Raw genomic sequence first — 26,355 nt, 5'->3', positions numbered from 1 at the left:
ATTTAAACCTATCAAACCAACAATGAAAAACCTTATCTATTCCTGTCTAATCTTGGGGATTTTAGCATGTGAATCTCCACAAAGCGAAGAAAAATCCGAGGAGACTGTTGAAACCTCCCCTTTTGCTTTTGAACCCCTGGTGACGGATCAGTTCACTGCAGATCCCTCTGCTCATGTTTTCCAGGGAAAAATCTACATTTATCCTTCCCATGATGTGGAAACCGAAGTACCCACTGATGACTTGGGCTCGCATTTTGGAATGCGGGATTATCATGTTTACTCCATAGAGCAGCCCGGCAGCGAGGTGAAAGACCATGGTGTGGTGCTTAGTGTAGAAGACATTCCCTGGGCAGAAAGACAGTTGTGGGCCCCGGATGCAGCCGAAAGAGACGGCAAGTATTATTTGTATTTCCCTGCCAAAGACAAAGATGGGATATTTAGGATCGGGGTGGCAATTGCAGATTCCCCCGAAGGGCCTTTCAAGGCCGAACCAGAGCCCATCGCAGGATCCTACAGTATAGACCCATCCGTTTTCGGAGATGATGATGGGGAGTATTATTTATACCTAGGCGGAATATGGGGAGGGCAGTTGCAAAAATGGAAGGATGGAACCTATAAATCTGAAGGGGACTCTCCTACCGATGGAGAGCCTTCAGCAGATGAACCAGCCCTTATGCCCAGAGTAGCAAAACTCAACAGTGACATGAAGTCCCTGGCAGAAGAATTAAGGGATGTAGAAATTTTGGACAACGCCGGAGATCCCATACTTGCAGGTGATCATGACAGAAGATTCTTTGAGGCAGCTTGGATACATAAACATGAGGGCACCTATTACCTAAGCTACTCCACAGGAGATACCCACTTTATTGCCTATGCCACAGGAGACAATCCATATGGTCCTTTCACCTACCAAGGCATCATTTTGGAACCGGTGCAGGGATGGACAACCCATCACTCTATTGTGAAGTTTGAAGACCAATGGTATCTTTTCTTTCACGATACCGAGCTTTCTGGAGAGACCCATCTTAGGAACATCAAAATGGCTCCCTTGGAGCACAGAGAAGATGGAAGCATAGTCCCCATCAGCCCGATGAAATAGCCCTTTGATTTTGGGCTAAATAAGCAAGGAAGAGGATTGTTACGGATAGGGCTGTCCGCCTTTCTTCTTCCTTGCGCATTTTTTTGAACAATAGACTTTTTCTTCCCAGTTTTTTTCCCACTTTTTTCTCCAGGTAAAAGAAAACCCACATACCGGGCATATTTTCGAGGGCAAATGTTGTTTTTTGGTTCGTTTCATTTTGTACATTTTGATAACCTTTAAACCAAGGTCTTGTTAAAAAAACAAGAAGTGTAAAAGAGAAAACAGATAAATTTTCTTAATTTGCGCAAACGTTTGCACAAATCAATGGCTATGAAGAATATTTCGATAATCCTACAACTCACACTAGTGTTATTTGGCTGTAATTCAGGAACCAAGCAGCAGGATACAGCAACGGATCCATGGGAAACAGTACCTGCCATTATTGCGCAAATTCAAAAGCCCAGCTTTCCTGATTTGGAAATGAACATCCGGGATTTTGGGGCAGTGGATGATGGGGAAACACCTTCTGGATCGGCCATAAACAAAGCTATAGAATCCTGTCATGAAGCGGGTGGAGGTAAGGTAATTGTGCCCAAAGGCAATTTTGCCACTGGACCCATTTACCTGAAATCAAATGTGAATCTTCATTTGGAGAAAGGAGCAAGGTTGCTCTTCTCCACCAACCCCAAAGACTATTTGCCACTGGTTTTTACCCGTTGGGAAGGGGTAGAATTGATGAATTACTCGCCCTTGGTATATGCTTTCGAGGAAAGCAACATTGCTCTCACTGGTGAAGGGATACTGGATGGGCAGGCAGATAAGGAAAATTGGTGGCCATGGAAGGGCAAAACTCAATACGGGTACATGAAGGGTGACCCCCAACAAGAGGATGCGGATAAAAGGCATGCCTTATTTCAGATGGCAGAAGACAATGTCCCCGTTGAGGAAAGACTATTTGGAGAGGGCTTTTATTTACGTCCACAGTTTGTACAGCCTTACCGTTGCAAAAATGTGCTTATTGAGGGTGTAACCATAATCAACAGCCCTATGTGGATACTTAATCCTGTCTTGTGTGAAAATGTCACCATTGATGGTGTTACCGTGGAGAGCCAGGGTCCCAACTCAGATGGATGCGATCCCGAGTCTTCCAGGAATGTGTGGATAAAGAACTGCTACTTCAATACCGGTGATGATTGTATTGCCATTAAGTCCGGAAGAAACGCAGACGGCAGAAGAATTGGAATACCCAGTGAAAACATCGTGATACAGGACTGTAAAATGGCAGATGGCCACGGAGGAGTCGTTATTGGAAGTGAAATCAGCGGTGGAGCAAAAAATATCTTTGCCGAAAGATGCGAGATGAACAGCCCGAACTTGGATAGGGTGTTACGCATCAAAACAAGTTCGATGCGTGGGGGCACTGTAGAAAACATTTTTATGAAGGATGTGACCGTAGGGCAGGTAGCTGACCAAGTCATAAGAGTAAATATGCATTATGAGGATGAGGGACCGCATATTCCCACAGTAAAGAACATTTGGGTAGAAAACCTATCGGTAATAAACGGAGGGAAAACTGGTATTCTCCTAGAAGGGTACGAATCCTCCCCAGTCTCCGGCCTTCGTCTGAAGAACGTTTCCATAGAAAGCGTGGAAACCACCCACAGGTTCGATCATGTTTCAGACTTAACTTTTGATGGGGTAACGATTAACGGCAAACCTTTTGACCCCTAAAACAAATCTTTAAGGGCTCTATGGGCGGCATGGTACCCGCACATGCCGTGGACACCCCCACCTGGGGGGGTAGAGGAAGAGCAAATATAGATACTCTTGGCAGAGGTACGATAGGGCGATACCCTTAACGCAGGACGTGTAAAAATCTGGGTAATATCCTGCACTCCAGCGTTGATATCCCCTCCAATATAATTGGGATTATAAGCCTGTAAGTCCTTGGTGTTCATGGAGCTCTTGGCCAAAATCAGGCGCTTAAAGCCCGGTGCACTTTTTTCAATTTGGTTTTCAATAATTTCGGTCAAATCTCTTGTAGAACCTGCTGGTACATGGGTATAGGCCCAAAGGGCATGCATCCCTTCTGGTGCCCTACTTGTATCCACCACACCCTGCTGTGCTACCAACACATAAGGGTTTTCGGTATATTTGCCCCTCCATATCTTCGCTTCGGCGGTTTTGATTTCTTCTAAGGTCCCACCCAAATGCACAGTTCCTGCCTTTCTAGCCTCCTCGGCCAACCAAGGGACAGGGCCATCCAACGCAAAATCCACCTTAAAAACCCCCATTCCATACTTGTACCTATTTAGTTGCCAGCGGTATAAAGAGGAGAAAGACTCTCCAGCAATATCCATTAGTTGCTTTGGAGAGAGGTCAAAAAGAATGGCCTTGGCATTTGGTAAATCAGAAAGTTTCTGCACCATTTTGCCTGTTTGGATTTCTCCTCCCAAGGACTTGAAATAATTGGCCAGAGCATTGGCCAGATTTTGGGATCCACCCTTTATTACCGGCCAGCCCCCATAGTGCCCTGCGCACATCAATACCAGGGCGATTGCTGAGGTGGCCAGGTTAGTCAGAGGCTGAATTCCGTGGGCAGCCATACCTGCCCAAAGAGCCTTAGAGGAGTCTTCCCTTAGCTTCCTCGCAAAGAATGTCGAAGGTTGTATTGCCTTTATACCAAATTTTGCAAGGCCCATTGGATTACTTGGCCAACTCAGAGGCCCCATAAAATCCGAGGACAGCTCCTTCCAATTATTCACCAAAGGATGCATCAGATCATTGTAGTAAGCTTCGTCCCTTCCTAGATGTGCTGCGGTAGCCTCTATGGATTTATACAAAGCTACTGCACTGCCGTCAGCAAGAGGGTGTGCGGCCAACACTTCGGGATGCAAGAATTCCAAACCAAACTTCTCCAATGGAAGGGTAGGAAAAAATGGGCCAGAGGCCACAAGAGGATGAATGGCAGAACAGACATCATGATAAAACCCAGGCAAGGTTAATTCCATGGTCCTAGTACCTCCACCCAGAGTCTCCTTACCTTCCAAAAGAAGGGTTTTAACTCCCTGGGATTGTAGGACTACGGCAGCGGCTAGGCCATTTGGGCCAGAACCTACTACTATTGCGTCATAATTTCCTACCATTGACATGTCTTTATTTCACGCCGCGAGCGTTGCGGATTCGTTGCAGCCTCCTGAAAAAGATCAGGGCAGAGTTGCGAGAAACCAAATGGCATTTCCTTTCTGTATATGCCAATTTTTAGAACTCTGTATAACGCTTGCGTCATGCTAGATTCAATTGGGATAGAGTTTGCTGGATAAAGAGTATAGCATACACAAGTAAACCAAACTGTAATATGCCCAAGAAACCCTTACAATGTAAATCCACCATCCACAGTGAGCACTGATCCCGTTGCATAGGAAGATGCCTCTGAAGCCAAAAACAGAGCAGCAGCACCTATTTCATCTGCATCTCCAACTCTTTTAATGGCCAACCTTTGCATCATGCTTTGCATAATCTTGTCGTTGCTCCATAATGCCTCGGAAAATTTAGTTTTGATCACCCCAGGACAAATGGCATTTACCCTGATTTTATGATCGCCCCATTCTTTGGCAAAGACTTGGGTAAGGGAAATCAATGCGGCTTTGCTCACGCTGTAGATCCCCAAGTTTTGTTCTGGGGACTTCCCCCCTATGGAACTAATATTTATAACAGAAGAGTTTGAAGATTTTCGTAGGTGTGGAAAGCACAGGCACATAAGTTGAAAGGCAGATTTTACATTCACATCCATAATTTTATCATAAGCTTCCAATGTAGTGTCATGCACGGGTCCAAATACAGGGTTTGTGGCTGCATTGTTCACTAGGATGTCCAACTGGCCGTAAAGTTTAATGGTCTGATCCACTAAATTAGGGAGTTCTTCGATGTGTCCAACGTTACACGCGATACCTATAACCTCATATCCTTTTCCTCTAAGTTTTCCAGCCTCTTCATCCAAGGCATCTTGATTTCGACTGCAAATGACCACCTTGGCACCAGCAGCAGCAAAAAATTCGGCGATACTAAGCCCTATGCCCTTACTAGCACCTGTAATCAAAGCGACTTTGTTATTGAGGGAAAATAATGAAGATAAATCCATATGGTTATAGAGGTTGAATTAGCTATCAAATTAAGCAATATCCCCCAATTGCACAGGCAATTCTCCAAAATATATGCCAACTATTTTTACAATACATGAATGAAAAGTACAAAGTGACAAAAGTCCGTGTATTCAAGATATGCTAGCTAAACCTTTCCTATTCAAGAATGCTGTCTATATTTTTGCCTATTGGGATGAATTGGAACGAGGAATCACAGCTTGCAAAGCAAAAATGATATATTTCCGTACCTATTTATGTCCCTAGGAACAATAAAAAAAGGGCTGGTAAAACCAGCCCTTTAAATGCATAAATATGTAATCGAATATTATAAATCGACTCGACCAACAGAAGCATAAAGCAATTTCCTGGCATCTGCCTCTCTAAGTTCAAATTGAATATCACTGATTGGACCCATTTTTACATCTCGGTCGGCTTTCAATGATATGGTAATCTGATCTCTTTCTGCTTCTGACAACTTATCTTTCTCCTGGGTAACCCAAAAGACAATATCGCTGGTATTAATAAGCACATCATTAGCTTGAATACGTGGCTCTGTACCATACAAAGAAGTGTTCTTAGGCTTACCAACATAGAGGTAAGAGATAAGGGTTTTCTTTTGGATCTTCTGCAATTGAGTAGCTTGAGGAATCTTTTGTTCCACTAGGATCTCCTGTTCCCTCAACACGGTAACCACCATGAAAAAGAACAGCAACATAAAGATAATATCAGGTAACGCAGAAGTGGGGATATTAACATCCGCTTTCGTTTTTTTCTTGAATTTTGCCATATTAGTCTCCTCCTCCTAGTTTATCAGGCTCCGCTATGGAGATCGCCATAGGTATGCCTTCTTTACCTTTATCTATTAACTCGGCTTCTGCAGCAGTCCTACCAGACAATTGCCGGTATTGTTCTGCTGTCAAGCCCACTCTTTCGCCATAGATCTCGAAATAGGCCTTTTTAACTTGGTCCAAAACCTCAAGGTAAAGTTCGTAACTAGTACCTCGGTTGGTTTTAATGGAAACCACAGCACCACCAGAACCAGGGTAATCAGAGGATTCAGGGCTTTGCTCCGCCATGCCCCTTAGAGAGGCAGGAAGGCTGTTGAATAAAGCCATATTTTCCTCATCGGGCCTTCCAAAATTAAGGACAAACTTTTTTATCTCGTCCGAAAGGCCTACCGCGTCGGTTCTGAAATCACCTTCAATCAATAGTTGATCATTTGCATTGATCAGTATGTTGAAGATATTTCTCTCATTCAGCTCCACCTCTGGGGGTGGATCATTAGGGTCTTGCTTAGGAGGGAGAATGTTTAGAATCCCCTTATCCGAAGCAATTGTTGTCGTCACAAGAAAGAAAATCAACAACAGGAAAGCGATATCCGCCATTGAACCTGCATTAACTTCCTGACTCATTCTACCTCTTTTGCTTGGCATATTATTTAACGATTTTTGTAACTTCTGTCACCACTATACCTGTAATAGCAAGTATAAACAGTGCATATACAGTCATCAATACGCCCCCCACAAGCTTTGCCACGGTGGGCGTAATATTGAAAGGTTCCGCAGTGTACCTTGCTGCCACTTCTGAATCAGCCATGGAATAAGCCACAGCGAACAAAGCTCCAATGATTACCACACCTACCACTGTTTTAAGCAAGCTTTTGGGGTCATCGATGGATTTGATTAGCGGCATCACTATGGCTAAAATAGCACCGATGATGATCAGCAAGTACCCTGCATATAAGAATATATCAGTAGTATCCATTTTTATAACGATTCTTAAGTTAGTAAATTATTAAGGGAGAACAAAATCATCCAATGGATTACCTGGTAAGCTTGTGCTTAACTAGGATGTCCACCAATGTGATAGAAGCGTCTTCCATCTCATTCACTAAAGAATCAATCTTAGCCACGCAGTAATTGTAAAACAACTGCAGGATAATGGCCACAATCAAACCAGCAACTGTAGTCAAAAGGGCTATTTTAATACCTCCCGCAACCAAAGATGGAGAAATATCACCCGCTGCTTCAATGGAGTCAAAGGCACCAATCATACCGATTACTGTACCCATGAAACCTAGCATAGGAGCAAGGGAAATAAACAGGGATATCCATACTAATCCTTTTTCCAAACGGCCCATTTCCACTGATCCATAGGCAATAATAGACTTCTCTACCATGTCAATGCCTTCGGAATACCTCATCAATCCTTGGGTAAAGATAGAAGCTACTGGCCCTCTAGTGTTTTTAGTGACATCCTTGGCAGCTTCAATTCCACCTGTCTCCAATGCTTCCTCTACTTTGGCTAACAATTTCTTGGTATTGGTAGTGGAGAGGTTAAGGGTAATGATTCTTTCCAATGCAACCGCCAATCCTAATATCAAACATATCAATACCGGAGTCATAAAAGTGGGGTCACCTTCAATAAACTTGTCCTTGATTACTTGGTGGAAGGTCTCATCCTCATCTATGATCTCGTCATCAGTCATGACGGGCGTGGGATCAGGTTCTGGAGTTGGTTGTTCAGCAGCAGCTTCAGTTTCTTCAGCCTCTTCTGTTTCATCTTGTGCTTTTGTAATAACCGGTGACAGTAAAATTCCGGCAAGCATGAATAAAGCGATTAACTTTTTCATAATGTAGTTTTTAATAGACTTTTAAAGGTTGAACGGTTTCTAATATCGTGTTAAGATTTTTAAAGTTATCATTTTTTCAGTTCAAAATGCAAGGGATTTGGCGAATATTTAATACAAAAACCCTAATTTTCTTTTAGCATCTTAGTTGTTAAACAGGTTGTTCATTGCTCCCAAAAGGTAAATATCCATATATAAATGGAAATAAACTTCTTTTAGCGGAAGGTTCAAATTAGGGGTAGAACAAGCACCAAGAAACTATTCTGAAAGGATAATAACAAAGAACTGTGAAATGAAGCAGAGAGGAAGGGATTCGAACCCTCGATACCCTTTAGGGGTATACACGCTTTCCAGGCGTGCTCCTTCGACCGCTCGGACACCTCTCTGTATAAATGTGGTGGGTAGGTCAAATGGTGCGACAAATAAAATTATATTTTTCAGCCTGTGCAAATAATCCCACGGCTTATTGGGAAAAAAGGCATATTTATATTTTACTATAGTTCCATGAATTTTGCTATACAATTGACTACCACTTACTTTATGGATAGTAGGATTTAATGGTTCAAGACAGACATTTCTCCTGCCAAAGGGGTAATCAATTTTCGCTTTAGCTCATTTTCATCCGGTTCATTGGCCAATAAAAACATCATTTTGGTAACTGCTGCTTCTGTTGTGATGTCTCCTCCACTGAGCACACCTATGCGTTTAAGGTCTTTACTGGTTTGGTACCTGCCTTGAATCACCCTGCCACCGTTGCACTGAGAAACGTTCAATACCAATACTCCCATCTTCACTGCCTTTTCCATCAATTTCAAAAACCAATCCTCCGAGGGGCTGTTTCCAGAGCCATAAGTCTCCAAAATAATGCCTTTTAGTTTTTTGATTTTGATGCAACTTTCAATCACACTTTTGGTGATGCCGGGAAAAAGCTTCAATACCATTACATGGTTGTCTAACTGATTATAATACCTCAGGTGCTTTCCCTCTTCATATGGCCTAATCGAAGCATAGTTGAAGTCAATGATTATGCCTGATTCTGCAAGAGCTGGGTAATTTTCGGATTCAAAGGCATCGAAGTGTACACTTTGGACTTTCTTGGCCCTGTTGCCTCTTAATAGCATATGGTTGAAAAAGATACAAACCTCAGGTACCACAGGTTTCCCATTTGCCTTGGTAATGGCTATTTCCAGGGAAGTCACCAAATTCTCCCTGGCATCAGACCTCATCTCGCTTATTGGAAGTTGGGCACCAGTGAAAATCACCGGCTTATTGAGGCCTTTAAGCATGTAACTTAGCATAGAGGCGCTGTAAGCCATGGTGTCAGTCCCGTGTAATACCACAAAACCATCATATGTATCGTAGTTCTCATATATAATATAAGCCATATCCACCCAGTGCTGTAAGTTGATGTTGCTCGAGTCAATGGGTTCGGGGAAACTTATTACCGTAATGCTGATATTTAAGTTGTTGAGGTTCGGGATTTTCTCGAGTATTTGACCAAAATTAAACGGCACTAGCGCCCCTTGTGGATCATAGGCCATACCCAAAGTTCCTCCAGTATAGATGATCAGGACGGCATGCTCAATTTCTGTCTTAGCAGCGGTGTTGAGCCTTACAATTTTGTAGTTCATGAAGTAATTGCCTTAAAAATTTCCTTGGCGTTAGCAGTGGTTACCTCTGCTACTTTCTCCAAGGGTTCATCCAGAATTTCCGCCAATCGTTGTGCAATAACAGGTATGTACTCGGGGGAATTGCGCTTTCCCCTAAATGGGACCGGCGCCAAATAAGGGGCATCTGTCTCCAAAACCAGCCTTTCTAGTCCAATGGTCGGCAAAACCTTGTCCAAACCTCCGTTTTTAAAGGTGCTCACACCCCCTATGCCCAGGTAAAACCCCATTTCTATGATGGCATTTGCCTGCTCTACAGTTCCCGTAAAACAATGGAAAATCCCGGCCAGATCCTGTGAATGCTGTCTACCAATTTCACCAATAGTCTCCTCCATGGATTCCCTGCAATGTAATATCAAAGGGCGTTTCCATTTTTTGGCCCACCTAATTTGGACGGACAAAGCCTGTTTTTGCTGTTCAAAATAACTCTTATCCCAATAAAGATCCAAACCAGTCTCCCCTATTCCTGCAAAATCTCTTTTCTCCAACCACCCCTCCATTTCTTCAAGAACTGCTTCAAAATCTTCTTTGACATCGCAGGGGTGTAAACCCAGCATAGGAATACAGATACCCGGAAAACTTTTTTCCAACTCTAACATCAAAGGAATAGAGGCCAAATCTATATTTGGCATATAAATTTGTTCTAAACCTGCCCCAATCGCTTGGCGAATCACACTCTCCCTGTCTGAGTCAAACTTTCTGGAATAAATATGAGCGTGCGTATCGATAAATTCCATTTCGTTAAATTTACTTTCGAAAGTCCTGTTAATAGGCCCTTTTTTTCCATTTTATTTTGGAGGGCCAAAAATAATAGATCGCAGTGGCCCATGTAGTGAACAAATAAAACCACTCGAAAATAAACAAGTCAATTTGGTTGAATATGGTTTCCGTTTTCTTGGCAAATTTGATCAAAAACATAGACTGAAGGTAAATTTTCCCTGCCCAAAGTATTGCTCCTATATATAGGTGCTGAAAGCAAATGAACACAATGGCAGGGAAAAAAGCGACCTGAATAAACAATATGAATTTCCAATACCAAGGTAACCCCATGGCTCCTACTGCCCAACGCTTTCTTTGTTGTAACAATAAGGTCAGTCCCCCTTCTGCTTTAGTCTTCACCAAATTGCCACTCTCCACCAAATGATAGGGTCGATATCCTATTTCATAAAGACTGCGACAAATTGCCAGATCCTCTGTCACGCTACGCTCCACAGCCCTGAAACCTCCCGCCTTTTTTAATGCATTGGACGCAATCAACATATTATTACCCATAGCTGTAAGACTGTGTCCCTTATCCGACAAATGCTTGATCACCCCAAGGTGAAGAAACCAATCCAATGCTTGCATGGTAGAAAAAGGGCCAGTCCTTTTAACTTCCGTAATCCCAATCACCATCCCATATGCCACTTTATAGGCCGAAACCATACTTCTTACCCAGGTGGAAGGCACACTACAATCCGCATCGGTAAACAAAAACAGGTCGGCATCAGTAACCTCCGTCATCTTTGCCAATGCCCTAGCTTTTCCATTTATGCCAGTTCCAGGTTCCTCCCTTATAAGAAATCCATGCCTGTTTTCTTCTTTTTTCACCCAACTTAAAAGGATCTCTGCGGTGCCATCCTCACTATTGTCATCAGCGATATAGAAATCAATCAAATGGCTCGGGTAGTCCATTTTTTCTAACGTGAGCAAACATTCTGGTAACAAAAGACACTCATTCCTAGCGGAAATGAATACAGCAACTTTGGGCAACTCCCCCTCTGTACTATATTTTATTTCGGTCTTTGGGGCATTCCTCCTTCCATCCCACATATATAATGTAAATTGTAGGATAGAAATACCCACCAACATAATAGCAGCCCCTAGAAGAAGTGTCATCAAATCCATGCTGTCTGGAAACCTTCGTCCTGGATGAAATCCAAATAGTCCGAAAGCCCCTTTCTTAAAAATGAAGCGGACTTCTCCTGATCATGGAATAAAACAATACTACCTGCCTGTGTATACTTACAGGTATTCCGGATAGCCGTATCCGGATCCAAACGAGGGGAAAAGTCACCCGAAAGCACCTCCCACATTACAATCTTGAAGTCTTTTTGCAGTAGGGTTGCCTGTTTCTTTTTTAACCTGCCGTAAGGAGGCCGGAAAAGTCCCGGGGAAATGGACAAGCAGTCTTCAAGGGTGAATTGACAGGCCTTGACCTCATCAAGATACTTCTTCGTATCGATAGATGAACCTTTTATATGATGGAAGGTGTGGTTGCCTATTTGGTGTCCTCCGGCCAAGACCTCCTTTGCCAGACTGGTATTTTTCCTTACATTGTCTCCCACCATAAAAAAACTGGCTTTAAGACCTCTCTTTCCCAGTTCATTTAGTACAAAAGGGGTGGATTCCGGCACGGGTCCATCATCAAAGGTAAGATACACCTTCCGCGATGTCCTGGGCTTATGCCATATATAGGCAGGATATAAGCACTGGATCACCGAGGGCACTTTGTGAAGAAAGAAACTCATGTGAATTTCAATGACAAAAGCGTGAAATCGTCTCTTCGTGCCATACCTTGACCAAAATCCCCGATTTCTTTGGAAAACCTCTGATGAAACTCATCGGGTAGTTCACATGGATTTCTTTTAATAAACTCATAAAAACGCTCCTCCCCATATTCTTCCTCCTTGGCATTTATGGTCTCCGTCAGGCCATCTGTAAAAAGGTGAATGGTAAAACCCTTTAAGCCCTCCCTGGTTCCGGTTTCCAGAAAAGGCAACTCTTTAAAAGCACCAAGTATAGTGGTTCCTGCCCCTAGTTCCTCTACACCCGTTTGGTTGTCAATGCATAATATTGGTGGATTATGGCCCGCATTCACATAATTTAGTTTTCCTGTGCTGAATTGGAAATGTGCCAGAAAGAAGGTGATAAACCGTTCCCCCTTAGTATTATCAAAAATGGTGAAATTCAATTGATTAACCACCATTCTTAGATCGGAGCTACTCCTCAATAAAGTCCTAAGTGCAGCTTGAAAATTGGACATTAGCAAAGCTGCGGGCATCCCTTTTCCGGAGACATCGGCAATACAGAAAAAAACCTCATCCTCTGATTTCTGAATTAAATCATAATAATCTCCTCCAACGGTACTGTGGGGAAAATAGGTGACTTTAGCGGTGAGTTTTTCAGTGACGGGAAGTTGTTCTGGAAACAACATACGCTGCACATTGCTGGCAATCTCAAGCTCCCTTCTTAACCTTTCCTGTTCCAATTGCCTTCTTGCAAACCGCTTGTTTTCCAAGGCAACAACTAAAATATTTGTCAAAGCCTGCGTGAAATCCAGATCCAGCTCCTTTTCCTCATCTTTCGTTTTCAACAGCAAAATGGCCAACATCTTATCCTTATGATATACCGGAATATAAATATCCAATCCGGCAAAGGAATACTCCTCCGAAAGCGTCAGGCTCAGCCTTCCAGCCTCTTGGTTGTCCTCTACACTGGTTCTTGGAATGGTAGATGGTATATTTGCCTTTACGTTATGGGCAATCCTTTGGTCAAAGTCATCCTTTTCAGTTACATACAGTACCAAAGATTTAATATTGAGGTGAATCAGGCAGGTGAACTTAAAGATGTTCAATAAAACTGTCTCCGACTTATTCTCGTTGATAGCCTGGGTGATCTCCAACAAGGCCTTTAACTCCAGCTCTTTTTTCTGATATTTGACGGTTTCAATGCTCACTGCTATTCCTTCTTTATTATATGGTGTTGTGGTGGATCAACCCCTTCTTAGTGGCCAGATAGAAAAGTTGCTTTCCCTCCTTAGAAATATCAAAGTCTCCGAAGATTTCCTCATCTGGAGCGTAAAGGCATTTTATCCATTCTTTCTCCAGTAGTCTCTGCAAGATAACCAAAAGCTTTTCATCTTCCCAATCCAAGGTTTCCTTCAAATAGGAATAAGGCTGCACAAAGTAAAGCTCATCAATTAGGTCAAACTCATCGTCAGTCATGGTTGGTTTAATTTATCGTAAAGATAATTATTCATTTTATTTTTCTTCCCTTCCAAAGCACACTTCCCCTTGCAACACCCCATCCAGTAGCAAGCACGTATAGAGGATGCAACAAGCCAGTAATTACCACCCCTTTAAAAGATGCCCTCTGTCCATAAGTTTGGATCACCTTTCCTAAAACCAATTTATCCATACTAAGTTTGGCTGTCCAAAATCCGAGAAAGTAAAATACGCCCCATTCCCCAATAAAAAAAAATAGGGGTGTAAGTAAGGGAAATACACTAAGGATAAATGCGGCAATGGAAAAAATGGAATGAAAGTTATTGTTATGGTCGTTCCATTTGGAAGCCCAGCGGATTCTTTGCTTTAATAAATCCTCCATCTGCTCAAATGGTTTGAAAAAAACAGCAGAAAGGGGATCATTGGCAAATACTACAGTGTCTGCACCGAACTGGCGAACGAATTTCTTGAGCAAGAATTCATCATCTCCCGACAACAGGTGCTCATTTCCCTTATACCCCCCAACTTGCCTAAATGCCGATTTCCGGAAAGCCAGGTTGGCACCACTGCAGATCAATGGCCTTTGCAAACCGAAAGTGGCCCCAGTTACCAACTGAACACTCGCCCACTCGTATTTTTGAAATTCAGCCATCATCCCATCGTTTTGCATGGGGAAAATGGGTCCTGCTACCATGTTTACCTTACTTTCGGAAAAAAAAGCCAAAAGGTATTCCCAAGGGTTGTGATTGGGAAGCACCATGTCGGCGTCGGTAGTGATAATGATTTCGGCGTCTGTACCATAAATCCCAGTAGCCAAAGCGCCCTTTTTACCAGGCTTGGTTGATTTTATCAAACTCCACTTATTAATTTGCTTAGCGTGGATAAAAGCCTCAACCGTTTGGTAAGAGCTGTCCTCGCTGCAATCGTCAATAAAAAAAACCTCCCAACTCTCTGGAATCCATTTCATCAGCATTGGCAAGAACCCTGACAGGTTGGAATCTTCGTTTCTGAAAGGAATCAATAAGGCTACCTTGCAGGTATTGGGCAAAGATGAAGAAGTGGCTAAGGTCTTTCTCCAATTAACATATAATAGGATGAATAAGAACAGGTATAAAAACAAATAGGATACAGCTATTTGGGCCATCCAATGGAATAAAAAAAGGGAGTGGAATATAGGCATATTATTTATTACACTAACTTGCGGTAATGGGCAAAGAAGAGAAAAATCACACAAAAGAAAAAATAATCCTGGGGATAGACCCTGGTACTAACGTGATGGGGTATGGATTGGTCATGGCTAAAGGGAATGCACTGGAAACCATCCACTATGGGGTGATACAATTGGGAAAGTACAAGGAACATGCCATGAAATTGAAAAAGATTTTTGAACGAATTGTCCAAATCATCGATACCTATCATCCGGATTCGGTGGCTTTGGAGGCCCCTTTTTTTGGAGAAAACGTCCAATCCATGCTGAAACTTGGAAGGGCTCAAGGAGTGGCAATGGCAGCCGCCCTTTCCAGAGACGTGCCCATCTCCGAATACAGCCCTAAAAAAGTGAAGCAATCTGTAACAGGAAACGGCAATGCCTCCAAACAACAGGTGGCCGAAATGGTCAAAACGCTGCTTCTCCTCAAAGAACTTCCAAAAACTATGGACGCCTCAGATGCTCTCGGGGTGGCTATTTGCCATCATTTTCATTCCGGTAGGCTACAGACTAGGGGAAGGGGCGGAGGTTGGAAGGCCTTTCTGGAGGATAACCCGGAAAGGTTGAAATAAAACTGCAAGAGCCTTTATTTCTATTACCTTAAAGCAATATTTTTATTGGAAGGGATTTTTGCATAAATTTAACTGAACGAATTGGCAGTACCTTTAACTATTTTACCTAACCCTATGAAACCGTACCTTCCTACATGCGAGCAGTGCTTTGGGGAATTTGTCGAGGCATTGGAAGAACTCAGGGAATTGACTGAAGAGGTCAACAGACATAAGGATGACTTGGAAAAATACCGTCCTGATATTGTCCGTCTTTTTGAAACTTCCCATGAAAAAGCCTTGGACACTATGCGAACTTATTTTAAAGAGCAGGGACGCCCCCCCTTTTCTGGTTCCAGGGATATTACTGTGGAAGCTTTCCATGAGGATTTGATAGATGACGGTCAGGGTTGGCTGGATATGATCATTGCCAGGATACAATACAACCCTTTATATCCGGGAAATTACCTGGGTTCCATTTCTGAAAACATCATCAAGAAATACTTTTCTCTATTAGAAAACTTTGAAAGAAATTTTAAGAAACAAATGGACAAATAATAAAACAATTCAACTTAATAATACACTGTGTGAAACATTATTAATTTTATTTTTATTTTAATAGGTATTTTATTTGGAAGCACCATTTCTCGCCTTTAGCTTGTCTTACCGAATTCGATGGCCTTTTCGGGGATTTGGTAGTAGATTTTTCATGTGGACACAATTTACCAATCACCCGTAAATAAAATCCCTATTCATCAATTAAGTATTATTTCAATATTAATAAATTGTTAATTTTGCCGAATTGTAGCAAAAATCCATGAAAACTCAATTGTCTTTTGTTTTTGTTTTGGCCTTTTGGAGCCTGACCCCCTCATATGGTCAAGTAGAAAGTATCAACATTTTAAATTCTAGACTAGACTCTGTAAATGGCATAGGGTTTATTCCCAGTGATAGTAGTTATTCCATAAATCTACGTTTTAGAATGCAAAACCGTGTGGAAGCCAGAGCGGCAACTGCGACCCCTTTCGGGTTGGAGGAGAGGTCTTTTTTGACCAGAAGGGCACGTCTTCATACTTTTGGCCATCTTTTCAACAACCGGTTTCGGTATTCCTTCCAGCTTGGATTTACCAGAGGGGACCAAGATGAAGCCAATTCGGGCTACTCGAACATCATTAGAGATGCGGTGGTTTTCTATCGGGTAAACCCACATCTTGAGCTAGGGATGGGCGTGATGAAATTGCCTGGGAATAGACAAAGGGTTATCTCCTCTGCTGACCTTCAGTTCACCTCCAGAACAATACTGAACGAAACCTTCAATGTGGACAGGGACAATGGCTTTTTTGGTATTTATAGAAATAACCTCAGCGGACTGAGGTACAATTTTATTGGTGCAATTACTACAGGTACAGGAAGAAACTATTTTATTGCAGACCGCAAAACCGGGGCAGCTTATTCCGGCAAACTGGAATTGTTGCCTTTTGGGGACTTTACCGGGTTTGGGGATTATTTTGAGGGGGATTATTATAGGGAACAAAAACCCAAGCTCTCAGTGGCGGCGAGTTACAACTATACCCAAGACGCAATTCGAACAGGTGGTCAAATAGGCCCACAGCTTTTTGGAGAAACTGATATGCAGACCTGGCTATTAGATGCAGTATTTAAGTTCAGGGGATTTTCACTTTATGGAGAATATGCCCATAGGGTGGCTGATAATCCCATTACCTTTCAGGGAGACCTTATGCGTAACGTTTATACCGGAACCGGGGTAAACATTCAAGCTTCTTACATTTTTCCATCCAACTATGAACTAGCTAGTAGGTATGCCGCTGTAAATCCGGGTGAGGATATTGACGTAATCGAGGGAGGAGCAAAAGAAGCATCCTTCGTTTTGGTTCGGTACTTCAGTTTCCACAGGATAAAAGCCCTGGCAGAAGTGACCTATCGCCAACTAAATGGCTACCAATTCAGGCCAGACCTACCGGGAGGCATGATTTACAGGTTCCAGATAGAATTTGGAATTTAAAAGGAAAACGCTAAAAGGATAGTAATTCTATATTGCTCTATTAGTTATATTTAAACAGAAAAAATTAAATGTCTATCTATCTGTTTAAATATAACGACCTTATTGTTGAATACTGCAAATAATACTTTTTGCTTTGATTCTCTACACCCTTCCTAGGGTATAAAGCATTTTTACGTGATCCCTAAGTGCCACTGCAAAGTTTTTCTTCACATAATAGGGCAGCTCAAACTCTTTGGCCGTTTGAGAAACGATCTTCGAAAGTTTCGGGTAATGGACATGGCATATATTTGGCAACAAATGATGCTCCACCTGGAAGTTAAGCCCACCGATAAGCCATGAAAAAAACCTGCTACGGGGCGCAAAATTAGTGGTAGTGAGCAATTGATGCACAGCCCAGTCATTTTCCATAATACCGTCCTCATCCGGTTTTGGAAATGAGGTGTCCGGCATGATATGGGCAGTTTGAAATACCAGACTTATGCTTAAACCAGTAATTACATGCATACTCAGGAAAGCTAATATCACCATCCATGCGGGTAATGGAACCATTATCAAGGGTAAAACCAAAGTGTATGAAAAATACAGTGCTTTCCACAAAACGATTTTAACTATCTCCCTGTTTAGCTCGCCTTTTCCATTAAAAAAGCCTAAACGATGATACCGCTTAATCCTTATGAAGTCCTTGGTAGTAATCCAGGAAACGGTGGATAAGCCATAAAAAATCCATATATAGAGGTGTTGAAATTTATGAAGCCAATACCGCTTTGCATTGGGCGAAAACCTTAGGAAGAAAGGTGCATTGATATCATCATCCGCATGGTCAATATTCGTATAGGTATGGTGTAGCACATTGTGTTGTACCTTCCATACGTTTGCATTTGCACCTATAAGGTTCATTGTATAACCTAAGTATTTATTAACCGTCCGGCTTTTGGAGTAGGATCCATGAATGGCATCATGCATGACACCCATACCCACACCGGCCATGCCCAATCCACTTGTCAGATAAAGGCCAAATAGAACCCATGGATTATCAACCACACCTAAGTTAAGGATAAGGATCGGGATAAATAATAAGGAGAGCATAAATATGGTCTTGATGACCATGTTTCGATTTCCGTACCTTGTTATTCCGTTCGTTTTGAAATAATCGTCCACTCTCTCTCTTAAGACTTTTAAGAAGTCAGATCGCTTAGATTTAGAAAATTTCAACGTTCTCATTTTTTAATCAGTTTTGTGATGTTATCACCATTTATGAATGATAGTTGGCTACCCTTTTGCATTTTTGCTTGTGCACCTTTATAAAAGGTTTCTACAATAGCGGTCTTTCCGTTTTTGTTTTGCCTTCCTATGTTTTTTGATCTGTCGTATTGGTATTGCACTGAGAAGGGGGGTGGTTCGGATGGGTAAGCCAAATAGATTTCTCGCAATATCAAAGTTAGTGTTTTTTCACCTATATATGTTACAAATGTCTGCCAGAGACTTACATATTTCATTGATTAAAAATATAAATGTGCATAATATGCTGTATATCAATGAAATAACAAGAAAGACACCTACAAATCCTCTATATTTCGTCTCCTGTTTTCCTTTAATTGCTTGAAGAAGCTGGGAGTAAGTCCCGTTATTCTTTTAAACTGGTTAGACAAGTGTGCAACACTGCTGTAATGTAATTGGTTCGAAATTTCTGTGAGACTAAGTTGGTCATATAGCAGCAACTCCTTGACTCTCTCTATTTTATGAAAAATAATAAATTGTTGAATGGTCATCCCCTTTATCTCCGAAAAAATATTGGCCACGTAGCTGTAATCATATCCCACTTTTTCACTGATATATTCCGAATAGTTGACTTTTGGAAGTCTGTCACTTCGAATTAAGTCTATTATCACATTTTTGATTTTTTCTATAAGTATGCTTTTCTTATCGTCCAACAAGACTAACCCGATCCGATGTAATTCCTTCTTTAGATACTCATGTTGAACAGCGGAAACAGGCGCCGGCACCTCCACCACCCCCAGATCGACATTTGTATATGGAATACCTAGATTTTTAAATACTTCCTTGACCATCATTTTGCAGCGCAAACTGACCATGTACTTGATGTATAATTCCGTACTCATGTTTTTTAAGCCATCAACAGCTCTGATTTAATGCTGCCGAATGATTGAAAGTGCCTCTCCACCCAGTTGATATTTATCAAAAATAATGGTTTATCGGTAATTATTTGCCATATATTCACAATCTGAAGCATAAAAGGATTAAAAAGAACGCTAATCATGTACTTTATTATCGCAAATTCAATCCGGATTAGGCATTTCGTGGCATATGATTATAATAATAACCAAACAAAAAAAGTAAGGGTTATTCCATTAATCGAAGAAATATGGACATTTCTGACCTGGGGCAGGTAAGGGATTCTCTGCCCTCATTTAGTACCAAATGTATTTCCTGTCTTCCATTAATTTATCCACTATTTCTTCCATCTTTTCCAGCCCATAAGCCTCCGTATTCAGTGTAAATCTATCTCCACCCTCCAATTCCCTAAATTCTTTAAACAATATACTACACCTTTCGCCCATTTTTAACTCCTCCGGTCTGGATCCATCTCTGTGTAGCAGGGTGCTTAAGTCAGTACTCAAAACGACATACTTTACCTCAGCCTCTTGGTCATTCAATTTTCCCACAAACCAGTCTACATCCCTTGGGAAACTTACATAGTCAATGACCACATTATAGCCATATTTCAATAGGTTCTGGGTAAGGCTGAATATATTTTCCCACGTTAATCGATATGTCTCCTCACATAACCATGGATTTCTGCGTCCCTTAATGGGTATATGACTAACATCGTCTCCTGAGATATAGGCCCCTTTAGCAAGTCTATTTATCAGCTGTTTAGCCGTAGTGGATTTCCCAACTCCAGCAGGACCGGAAATAAAATATATGGTTTGTTTCATTTTTCTGGAAACAGTTCAGGTCGTGGATTGCGTGCAGCTTTCTGGCAGGCAATGAAGGCTTTCTTTTTTAGCTTCTGATAGAAGTTAAAATTACATCCCATTAGGGATCGGGTTCTTCCTCAGTCTCTATTCCCTACCCACATTGTATGCCAAGGGCATTGTTTGGTTTTGACCTGTTAGGAAGGAAGGCTTAAACCCAAAAAGGGCCAGAATTAGCGAAGAGGAATCGACCTAGTCAAGAATGAGTTAATATCCCTTCTATCGAATGACCTATTCCTTACTTTTCTTTTCCTCTTTCATCTTCTCCACCACATCATGAGGGTACTGAAGGGCCAAATCCCTGATTTCAAAGGCAAATTTGGTATATGCCTTTTCCCAAAGCTCCTTCTCTCCCTCACTATATTCATAAAACCCCTTACCATTAAAAACTCCCCTACCGCCTTTATCCACGATATCCGTGATTAGCGATCCAGGAGCTTTAGCATTGCTCAAGGTGGGAAAAAGTTCGTCCATCACTTTTTTGTAGGAATCTATTCCGGTAAAGTCCATCCATCGAAAAACCCCCATCATTGGAAAAGCAAAACCGGCCACATTCCTGCAAGCCCGGTCCACATCCTCTACACTTGCATATTCCCCTTCGACCAGAAACATGGCTTCCCTATACATGGCATACATCAGCCTGTTGGCGATGAAGCCTCGTATGTCCTTTCTTACCAAAACCGCTTCCTTTTGCCAAAACTCCGCAAGGCTGTACAGGTATTCTCCCCCTTCCAAGTCACTCTTTTCCCCACAAATCACTTCCAAAAAACGGGTGGTGTGGGCCGGCTCCATCCAATGTAATCCATAGAAGCGCTGGGGATTTGATACCGCGTCTTGCAGTGTAGAGATGGGAATAGCCGAAGTATTGCTGGTAATGATGGCGTCAGGGCTTACTACCTCATCCACCCTACGAAAGACCTCAAACTTAATATTCTGATCCTCCTTTACGGACTCAATGATGATTTTACAGTCTTTTAAGTTTTCATATTCAGAGGCCAATTGAATGTTTCTCAGATAATGGCTTGGGGGGTTAGGCACCAAGCCATTATTATAGGCAGTTTGTAAATGGGCTTGGATTCTTTTCCGGGACTTTTCCTTTTGCCCATCCATAGGTTCCAACCCAATAACAGGGTGCCCTGCCAAGCTCATACAAACGGCAATGCTGCTCCCCATCAATCCAAGTCCTACTATTCCCACTGGTATATCACTGGGTACCTTGCTTTTATTCATTTAGTATCGTATAAAATAAATATGCCCTTCTGCTTAAAGCAGAGGAGCCATTAAATTGATTTAAGGGATTTAAAGCAAAACCACTTGCCCAGATCGGACTGATTCATCGCAGGCAAAGGCAATCTTTAAGCTGTTTACCGCATCCTGCATATGGTTTGTAAGGTCCAGATTTTCCTGGATGGCTTTTAGGAAATACTCCTGCTCCCGCTTACATAGTCCATTATGATCCGGTTCATCACTTAGATCTATCCACTCATCCTGGTGCACAAATTTGTCCTCTGCATCCAGCTCACCTCTATGATACAGGAGAGATTCCGTCTTGCTATGTGCCTCTATACTGTCGGATTTTCCGGAGCCCCCGGCCTCCTTGGCTACTATGGATACTGAACCATTTGGTCCAAAAACATCCTTAACAAAAAATGCCGTTTCACTTACCATAGGACCCCACCCAGCCTCATACCAACCAACAGACCCATCCTCAAAACGGATTTGGAGGTTACCATAATTATAGTTGTCATCTGGAATCTCATCGGTGAGTTTGGCACCAATTGCATATACTTGCACAGGTTTGGATCGGGTCATTTGACACATCACATCTATATAGTGAACTCCACAATCGACGATTGGACTTAGGCTTTTCATGAGGTTCCGGTGTAGCGTCCACATCTTTCCCTCACTCTGCTGATTCAGATTCATTCTCATTACCAGTGGCTTACCTAACTGATGGCTTACCTCAATAAATCTCTCCCATGAAGGATGATGTCTAAGAATGTAGCCAATCACCAGTTTTTTATCCTGCTTTTTAGCTGCATCTACTACCCTCTGCGCTCCTTCCACCGTGTCCGCAAGAGGTTTTTCCACAAAAACATGACACCCTTTATCAAATGCATATATGGCATAAGGCTCATGGGTATCCGGATACGTATTAATGCTGACCGCATCAGGTTGGGTGGTTTCCATCGCTTTGTGATAATCATCGAAAAGGGGATATTTCCCACCTAGTTTTTGATTTAAAACCTCTTTTGACTTACCGCCTGAAACCAGCCCCACAACTTCAAATTCGGGTAATTGGTGATAGGCCAAGGCATGGGAGCTGCCCATATTTCCACATCCTACCACCAGGATTCGGATGGGGTTTTTATCTTGGGTCATTTTCTTTTTGATTTGGGTTAAAAATAAGTTTTATACATTCACCGATGAAGTTAATGAAATTCTTTTGCCAAGCCATGGCCAAAATTTATTATTTTTGATAGGCATTTCGCTCAAACCATTAATCCACCATTCATGGAAAATGGTAGGGCGCATTGCGACATTTCCCGAACTTGTTATAAAATCCTAGAATTAACCTATTCCTCAGCTCTAAAAGCCAATCTTTTATGATTAAATTTTCACTTTTCATTTTAGTCTTTTTTTTGATTTTATCGATAGAGGCCCAAACCCCTATTAAGGAAAGGGTGCTTTTTGAAAACTATACCCAACTAATCCAATATTTTCCTGATTTACACTCAGGGGGACAGTATTTTCCCAGTAATCGAGGGGTGGAAGGCCACCCTTTTTTCCAGTCTAAAAGCCTAGAAAAAAACGTACTTTTAATAGGTGACATTGCTTTTGAGGAGGTACCCATACAATACGATATCTTTGATGATGTGTTGATCAGTGTCACTCCTGCGAAGGGCCAAAAAACAATTTTGAACCACGAGAAAATTGACGAATTCGAGTTGGAAGACCTTCGATTTATCAGAATTAAAGATGATCTGAACTTCTTTTTCCATAAAAACGGGTTTTACAGGGTGGTTCACGAAGGGGAAATAAGCCTTTACTGCAAACATAGAAAGGAGATCAGTAAAAACACAACCAACATGAAAAAGGCCAGAATGTATGACCAAAAGGAGCGGTACTTAATTCTGTTGGATGGGAATTTCCATTATGTGAGGAGAAAGAAAGAGGTCTTTGAGCTGATGGGTTTAAAAAAAAAGGATATCAAGCCCCAGTTGAAAAGAGATAGGATTAGGTTTAAAAAAGATAAAGAGGCCTACCTTAAAATTTTGGTTGAGATAGCAAATAGCAAGTCATGAAGAGGAAATATGGTATCTTATGTATTTGGATTGCCTTTATCTCCCTGATCTGTACTGGGCATGTACAGGCACAAGAAGCGGAAAACAAACTCATCAGTGGTTTGTTTTCGGGGGTTTCCTTTGAAAGGTTTGCCCAAATGGTGGAGCAAAGAAGCCCTTACCAGTTTTTCTTCGACCCTGAAGACATACCGGAACTTTCCATCAACATTAATGCCTATCAAAACACCCTCCCTCAGTTGCTAAATCAGCTTTTTAAGGATACGGACCTCCATTATGTTATCGATACGGAGGGCAGGGTGTTTGTCACTAAGGGAAGGGGGATTACTTTACAAGGAGCCGAAAAATTGTTTATGCCTGCTACAGAAACGGATACTCTTCCCACTGGGGAAGAGACCGGAAAGGAAAGGGAAGAAAGGAGCTTTGCTAAAAACAGGCTTTGGCAAATTGGTAGTGCAGCCAGAAGTGAAACTCCCACCCATGCACGTTTGAGTGGATTGGTGACCAGTTTTGAGTCGGGTGAACCCATAATAGGAGCTGTCATTTATGCCCTTGATCATGAAGGCAGAACCATTACCGATGATGATGGACTGTACTCTATTTTACTTCCTAAGGGCCGAATCACCCTGGTCATACAAAGTTTTGGAGCCTATCAAGAACAACGACAGGTAAATTTGCTAGGGGATGGAACCTTAAATATCGCCATGGATGACAATATCATCTCCTTGATGGAGGTTACGGTCACCTCTGAAAAGTCCGCAAATATAGAGAGACCTGAAATGGGCTTGGAAAATATCAGCATGCAATCCATGAGGAAGATCCCGGCGGTACTTGGTGAGGTAGATGTGCTTCGCGCCGTCATCACGCTGCCAGGTGTGCAAACCGTAGGGGAAGCTAGCGCAGGTTTTAACGTAAGGGGTGGTGCAGCCGACCAAAACCTGATTTTATACAACAACGCCACCATATATAACCCTACCCACCTATTTGGCCTCTTTTCGGCTTTCAACCCAGATATGATGGAGAACGTGGACCTTTATAAGGCAGGTGTGCCCGTGCAATATGGGGGGCGGTTATCCTCTGTATTGGATGTAAAAGGCAAATTTGGAAATAAGGAAAAGTTAGAAGGTGGTGGTGGCATTGGGCTAATGACCAGCAGGTTATATTTAGAAGGCCCATTAGGGGAAAAGACCACCTTCGCCGCAGGCGGTAGAAGCACTTATTCCAATTGGCTTTTTGGCCTTATGGATGAGGAGTCCGAATTTCGGGAAAGTCGAGCTTCCTTTCATGACCTAAACCTCAACATGAGTCATGAGATTAACAAAAATAATATTCTGAAATTTTCCGGATATTGGAGCCAGGATGCTTTTAGGTTTGATCTGGACACGGCCTTTGCCTACAGCAACCAAAACGCCAACCTTTCCTGGACCCATTATTTCAACGACAAGCTGGAGGGAGAAATGACGATTGGCCATGACCGTTACGCCTTTTCGATAGCTGGGGAGCTGGATCCGTTAAACGCATTTGACTTTGGCTTTACCATGAACCAAAGTCACTGGCGCACCCATTTTAATTATGACTTGGATGACGCACATAATGTTTCTTTTGGCATGAACCACGTGCTCTATAACCTTTCCCCTGGAAGTATTTTACCCCAGGGTCAGGAATCTATGGTCATACCAGAAGTGATTGGACGAGAAAGAGGGTTGGAATCGGCCTTCTATATTGGAGATGAATATGAGGTGAATTCAAAATTATTGCTAAACGGAGGCGTAAGATTGGTGATGTACAATTACCTAGGCCCAAACACGGTGAACCAATATCCAGCCACCACTATTCGGAGTGAGGGCACTTTAATCGGGCAAGAGAACTACGGAACTGGGGAAGTCATTGAAACCTATCTCGGGCCGGAAGTAAGGTTTTCTGCACGGTATTCCCTGGACAATTTCACCGCCATAAAAGCAGGTTTCAACACCAATAGGCAACATGTCAACATGTTGACCAATACCGCAGCCATTGCGCCTACGGATACATGGAAGCTAAGCGACCCCCATATCCGTCCCCAAACCGGCAATCAGGTGTCCCTGGGCTACTTCAAGAATTATAAAAACAACATCATTGAAACCTCGGTAGAGGTTTATTACAGAAGCATGAGAAACCTGGTTGATTTTGGTAGTGGGGCAAACCTGATCCTAAACGAATCCATAGAACAGGACATCCTCAACACAGAAGGACAGGCTTACGGAGTGGAATTAATGGCCAAAAAAACCTCCGGCAAGCTTAACGGTTGGATCAGCTATACCTATTCTCGCTCCTTATTAAGAACCTCCCCTCAGGAACTTGGGGAAATGATCAATGATGGTCGTTGGTATCCGAGTAACTTTGATCAACCCCATGATATCATGTTGGTAGGAAATTGGGAATTTACCAAACGGATCAACACCAGCATCAATGCCAATTATAGCACGGGAAGACCCATTACCCTTCCGATCGCCAAATTTGAATACGGGGGTGCAGAAAGGGTCTTTTTCTCAGACCGTAACGATCATAGGATCCCGGATTATTTCAGGGTGGATATTTCCTTCAACCTGGAAGGAAACCACAAGATCCGAAAATTGGCCCATGCTTCCTGGTCTGCAGGAATTTATAATGTATTAGGAAGGGCAAATCCCTATTCGGTATATTTTGCCCCTACCAATGGGGTGCTTCAGGGATACCAGTTGTCCATTTTTGCACAACCTATTCCCTTCATCACCTATAATTTTAAATTTTAAGCC

At 42.3% G+C, this 26,355-nt stretch carries 27 protein-coding genes and 1 tRNA gene; 7 read left to right on the top strand and 21 right to left on the bottom strand.

Annotated features, from left to right (window positions below):
- Positions 1-22 precede the first annotated feature (22 nt).
- Positions 23-1,099, top strand: coding sequence for a glycoside hydrolase family 43 protein (locus tag DB520_RS08075; RefSeq protein WP_114749178.1), 1,077 nt, complete (start codon positions 23-25; stop codon positions 1,097-1,099).
- 39 nt (positions 1,100-1,138) lie between these two features.
- On the opposite strand, the gene DB520_RS08070 is transcribed toward DB520_RS08075, so the two are convergent.
- Entirely contained in the window at positions 1,139-1,297 is a 159-nt protein-coding gene (locus DB520_RS08070) for a DUF2256 domain-containing protein (protein WP_114749423.1), read from the bottom strand.
- A 114-nt stretch (positions 1,298-1,411) separates the two neighbouring features.
- Here DB520_RS08070 and DB520_RS08065 point away from each other — a divergent pair, with 114 nt between their 5' ends.
- The gene (locus tag DB520_RS08065; RefSeq protein ID WP_394340929.1) at positions 1,412-2,812 is read left to right on the top strand and encodes a glycoside hydrolase family 28 protein; all 1,401 of its coding nucleotides are present in this window, start codon (positions 1,412-1,414) and stop codon (positions 2,810-2,812) included.
- On the opposite strand, the gene DB520_RS08060 is transcribed toward DB520_RS08065, so the two are convergent.
- The 14 genes from DB520_RS08060 to DB520_RS07995 all read right to left on the bottom strand — a co-directional run bounded on the left by DB520_RS08060 (position 2,809) and on the right by DB520_RS07995 (position 14,649).
- On the bottom strand, positions 2,809-4,227 hold the full coding sequence (locus DB520_RS08060) for a phytoene desaturase family protein (protein ID WP_114749176.1): 1,419 nt from the start codon (positions 4,225-4,227) through the stop codon (positions 2,809-2,811). The genes DB520_RS08065 and DB520_RS08060 overlap by 4 nt on opposite strands.
- 227 nt (positions 4,228-4,454) lie before the next feature.
- Complete coding sequence (locus DB520_RS08055; protein ID WP_114749175.1) at positions 4,455-5,222, bottom strand: SDR family NAD(P)-dependent oxidoreductase; 768 nt, start codon at positions 5,220-5,222, stop codon at positions 4,455-4,457.
- A gap of 326 nt (positions 5,223-5,548) precedes the next feature.
- Positions 5,549-6,010 carry an ExbD/TolR family protein gene (locus DB520_RS08050; protein ID WP_114749174.1) on the bottom strand — a complete coding sequence of 154 codons (462 nt, stop codon included), beginning with the start codon at positions 6,008-6,010 and terminating at the stop codon, positions 5,549-5,551.
- A gap of 1 nt (position 6,011) precedes the next feature.
- Positions 6,012-6,656, bottom strand: coding sequence for an ExbD/TolR family protein (locus DB520_RS08045; RefSeq protein WP_114749173.1), 645 nt, complete (start codon positions 6,654-6,656; stop codon positions 6,012-6,014).
- Between the two features lies 1 nt (position 6,657).
- Entirely contained in the window at positions 6,658-6,987 is a 330-nt protein-coding gene (locus tag DB520_RS08040) for a hypothetical protein (RefSeq protein ID WP_114749172.1), read from the bottom strand.
- 58 nt (positions 6,988-7,045) lie between these two features.
- On the bottom strand, positions 7,046-7,855 hold the full coding sequence (locus DB520_RS08035; RefSeq protein ID WP_114749171.1) for a MotA/TolQ/ExbB proton channel family protein: 810 nt from the start codon (positions 7,853-7,855) through the stop codon (positions 7,046-7,048).
- Between the two features lie 295 nt (positions 7,856-8,150).
- Positions 8,151-8,238, bottom strand: a tRNA-Ser gene (locus tag DB520_RS08030).
- Between the two features lie 168 nt (positions 8,239-8,406).
- The gene (locus tag DB520_RS08025) at positions 8,407-9,483 is read right to left on the bottom strand and encodes an asparaginase (RefSeq protein ID WP_114749170.1); all 1,077 of its coding nucleotides are present in this window, start codon (positions 9,481-9,483) and stop codon (positions 8,407-8,409) included.
- On the bottom strand, positions 9,480-10,256 hold the full coding sequence (locus DB520_RS08020) for a TatD family hydrolase (RefSeq protein WP_114749169.1): 777 nt from the start codon (positions 10,254-10,256) through the stop codon (positions 9,480-9,482). Before DB520_RS08020 ends, DB520_RS08025 begins: the two co-directional genes overlap by 4 nt.
- Positions 10,257-10,284: 28 nt before the next feature.
- Entirely contained in the window at positions 10,285-11,397 is a 1,113-nt protein-coding gene (locus DB520_RS08015; protein ID WP_157971984.1) for a glycosyltransferase, read from the bottom strand.
- Positions 11,397-12,029, bottom strand: a complete 633-nt coding sequence (locus DB520_RS08010) for a polysaccharide deacetylase family protein (RefSeq protein ID WP_114749167.1) — start codon at positions 12,027-12,029, stop codon at positions 11,397-11,399. The genes DB520_RS08015 and DB520_RS08010 overlap by 1 nt, the downstream gene beginning before the upstream one ends.
- Complete coding sequence (locus tag DB520_RS08005) at positions 12,026-13,237, bottom strand: PP2C family protein-serine/threonine phosphatase (RefSeq protein WP_114749166.1); 1,212 nt, start codon at positions 13,235-13,237, stop codon at positions 12,026-12,028. Before DB520_RS08005 ends, DB520_RS08010 begins: the two co-directional genes overlap by 4 nt.
- Before the next feature lie 16 nt (positions 13,238-13,253).
- Positions 13,254-13,505, bottom strand: a complete 252-nt coding sequence (locus tag DB520_RS08000) for a hypothetical protein (protein ID WP_114749165.1) — start codon at positions 13,503-13,505, stop codon at positions 13,254-13,256.
- 31 nt (positions 13,506-13,536) lie between these two features.
- Positions 13,537-14,649 (bottom strand): glycosyltransferase family 2 protein, encoded by a 1,113-nt coding sequence (locus DB520_RS07995; RefSeq protein ID WP_157971983.1) that lies wholly within the window; start codon positions 14,647-14,649, stop codon positions 13,537-13,539.
- Between the two features lie 62 nt (positions 14,650-14,711).
- Between DB520_RS07995 and ruvC the strand changes: the two genes are divergently transcribed.
- From ruvC to DB520_RS07980, 3 genes are all read left to right on the top strand, one after another.
- Positions 14,712-15,284: a crossover junction endodeoxyribonuclease RuvC gene (gene ruvC / locus DB520_RS07990; RefSeq protein ID WP_114749163.1), complete on the top strand. Its 573-nt coding sequence runs from the start codon at positions 14,712-14,714 to the stop codon at positions 15,282-15,284.
- 114 nt (positions 15,285-15,398) lie between these two features.
- A complete protein-coding gene (locus DB520_RS07985) occupies positions 15,399-15,818 on the top strand; it encodes a nucleotidyltransferase substrate binding protein (protein WP_114749162.1) in 420 nt (139 codons plus the stop codon).
- A gap of 259 nt (positions 15,819-16,077) precedes the next feature.
- Positions 16,078-17,283 (top strand): porin, encoded by a 1,206-nt coding sequence (locus DB520_RS07980; RefSeq protein ID WP_114749161.1) that lies wholly within the window; start codon positions 16,078-16,080, stop codon positions 17,281-17,283.
- A 141-nt stretch (positions 17,284-17,424) separates the two neighbouring features.
- Here DB520_RS07980 and DB520_RS07975 read toward each other — a convergent pair whose 3' ends face one another.
- The 6 genes from DB520_RS07975 to DB520_RS07950 all read right to left on the bottom strand — a co-directional run bounded on the left by DB520_RS07975 (position 17,425) and on the right by DB520_RS07950 (position 22,661).
- Positions 17,425-18,504 carry a fatty acid desaturase family protein gene (locus tag DB520_RS07975; protein ID WP_114749160.1) on the bottom strand — a complete coding sequence of 360 codons (1,080 nt, stop codon included), beginning with the start codon at positions 18,502-18,504 and terminating at the stop codon, positions 17,425-17,427.
- Positions 18,501-18,779, bottom strand: a complete 279-nt coding sequence (locus tag DB520_RS27220; RefSeq protein ID WP_114749159.1) for a hypothetical protein — start codon at positions 18,777-18,779, stop codon at positions 18,501-18,503. Before DB520_RS27220 ends, DB520_RS07975 begins: the two co-directional genes overlap by 4 nt.
- 60 nt (positions 18,780-18,839) lie before the next feature.
- Positions 18,840-19,403: a helix-turn-helix domain-containing protein gene (locus tag DB520_RS07965; RefSeq protein ID WP_232834884.1), complete on the bottom strand. Its 564-nt coding sequence runs from the start codon at positions 19,401-19,403 to the stop codon at positions 18,840-18,842.
- A gap of 309 nt (positions 19,404-19,712) precedes the next feature.
- Positions 19,713-20,240: an AAA family ATPase gene (locus tag DB520_RS07960; protein ID WP_114749158.1), complete on the bottom strand. Its 528-nt coding sequence runs from the start codon at positions 20,238-20,240 to the stop codon at positions 19,713-19,715.
- A 270-nt stretch (positions 20,241-20,510) separates the two neighbouring features.
- The gene (locus DB520_RS07955; RefSeq protein ID WP_114749157.1) at positions 20,511-21,509 is read right to left on the bottom strand and encodes a 3-hydroxyacyl-CoA dehydrogenase family protein; all 999 of its coding nucleotides are present in this window, start codon (positions 21,507-21,509) and stop codon (positions 20,511-20,513) included.
- Between the two features lie 69 nt (positions 21,510-21,578).
- Positions 21,579-22,661, bottom strand: a complete 1,083-nt coding sequence (locus DB520_RS07950) for a Gfo/Idh/MocA family protein (RefSeq protein WP_114749156.1) — start codon at positions 22,659-22,661, stop codon at positions 21,579-21,581.
- Between the two features lie 224 nt (positions 22,662-22,885).
- Here DB520_RS07950 and DB520_RS07945 point away from each other — a divergent pair, with 224 nt between their 5' ends.
- Positions 22,886-23,584, top strand: coding sequence for a hypothetical protein (locus DB520_RS07945; protein WP_114749155.1), 699 nt, complete (start codon positions 22,886-22,888; stop codon positions 23,582-23,584).
- Entirely contained in the window at positions 23,581-26,352 is a 2,772-nt protein-coding gene (locus DB520_RS07940; protein ID WP_114749154.1) for a TonB-dependent receptor, read from the top strand. Before DB520_RS07945 ends, DB520_RS07940 begins: the two co-directional genes overlap by 4 nt.
- Positions 26,353-26,355: the final 3 nt, after the last annotated feature.

The organism is Pleomorphovibrio marinus (assembly GCF_003347495.1).
Classification (GTDB): domain Bacteria; phylum Bacteroidota; class Bacteroidia; order Cytophagales; family Cyclobacteriaceae; genus Pleomorphovibrio; species Pleomorphovibrio marinus.
Note: the sequence above shows the minus strand (reverse complement) of the source record. Positions and strands in the feature narration are given on the sequence as shown.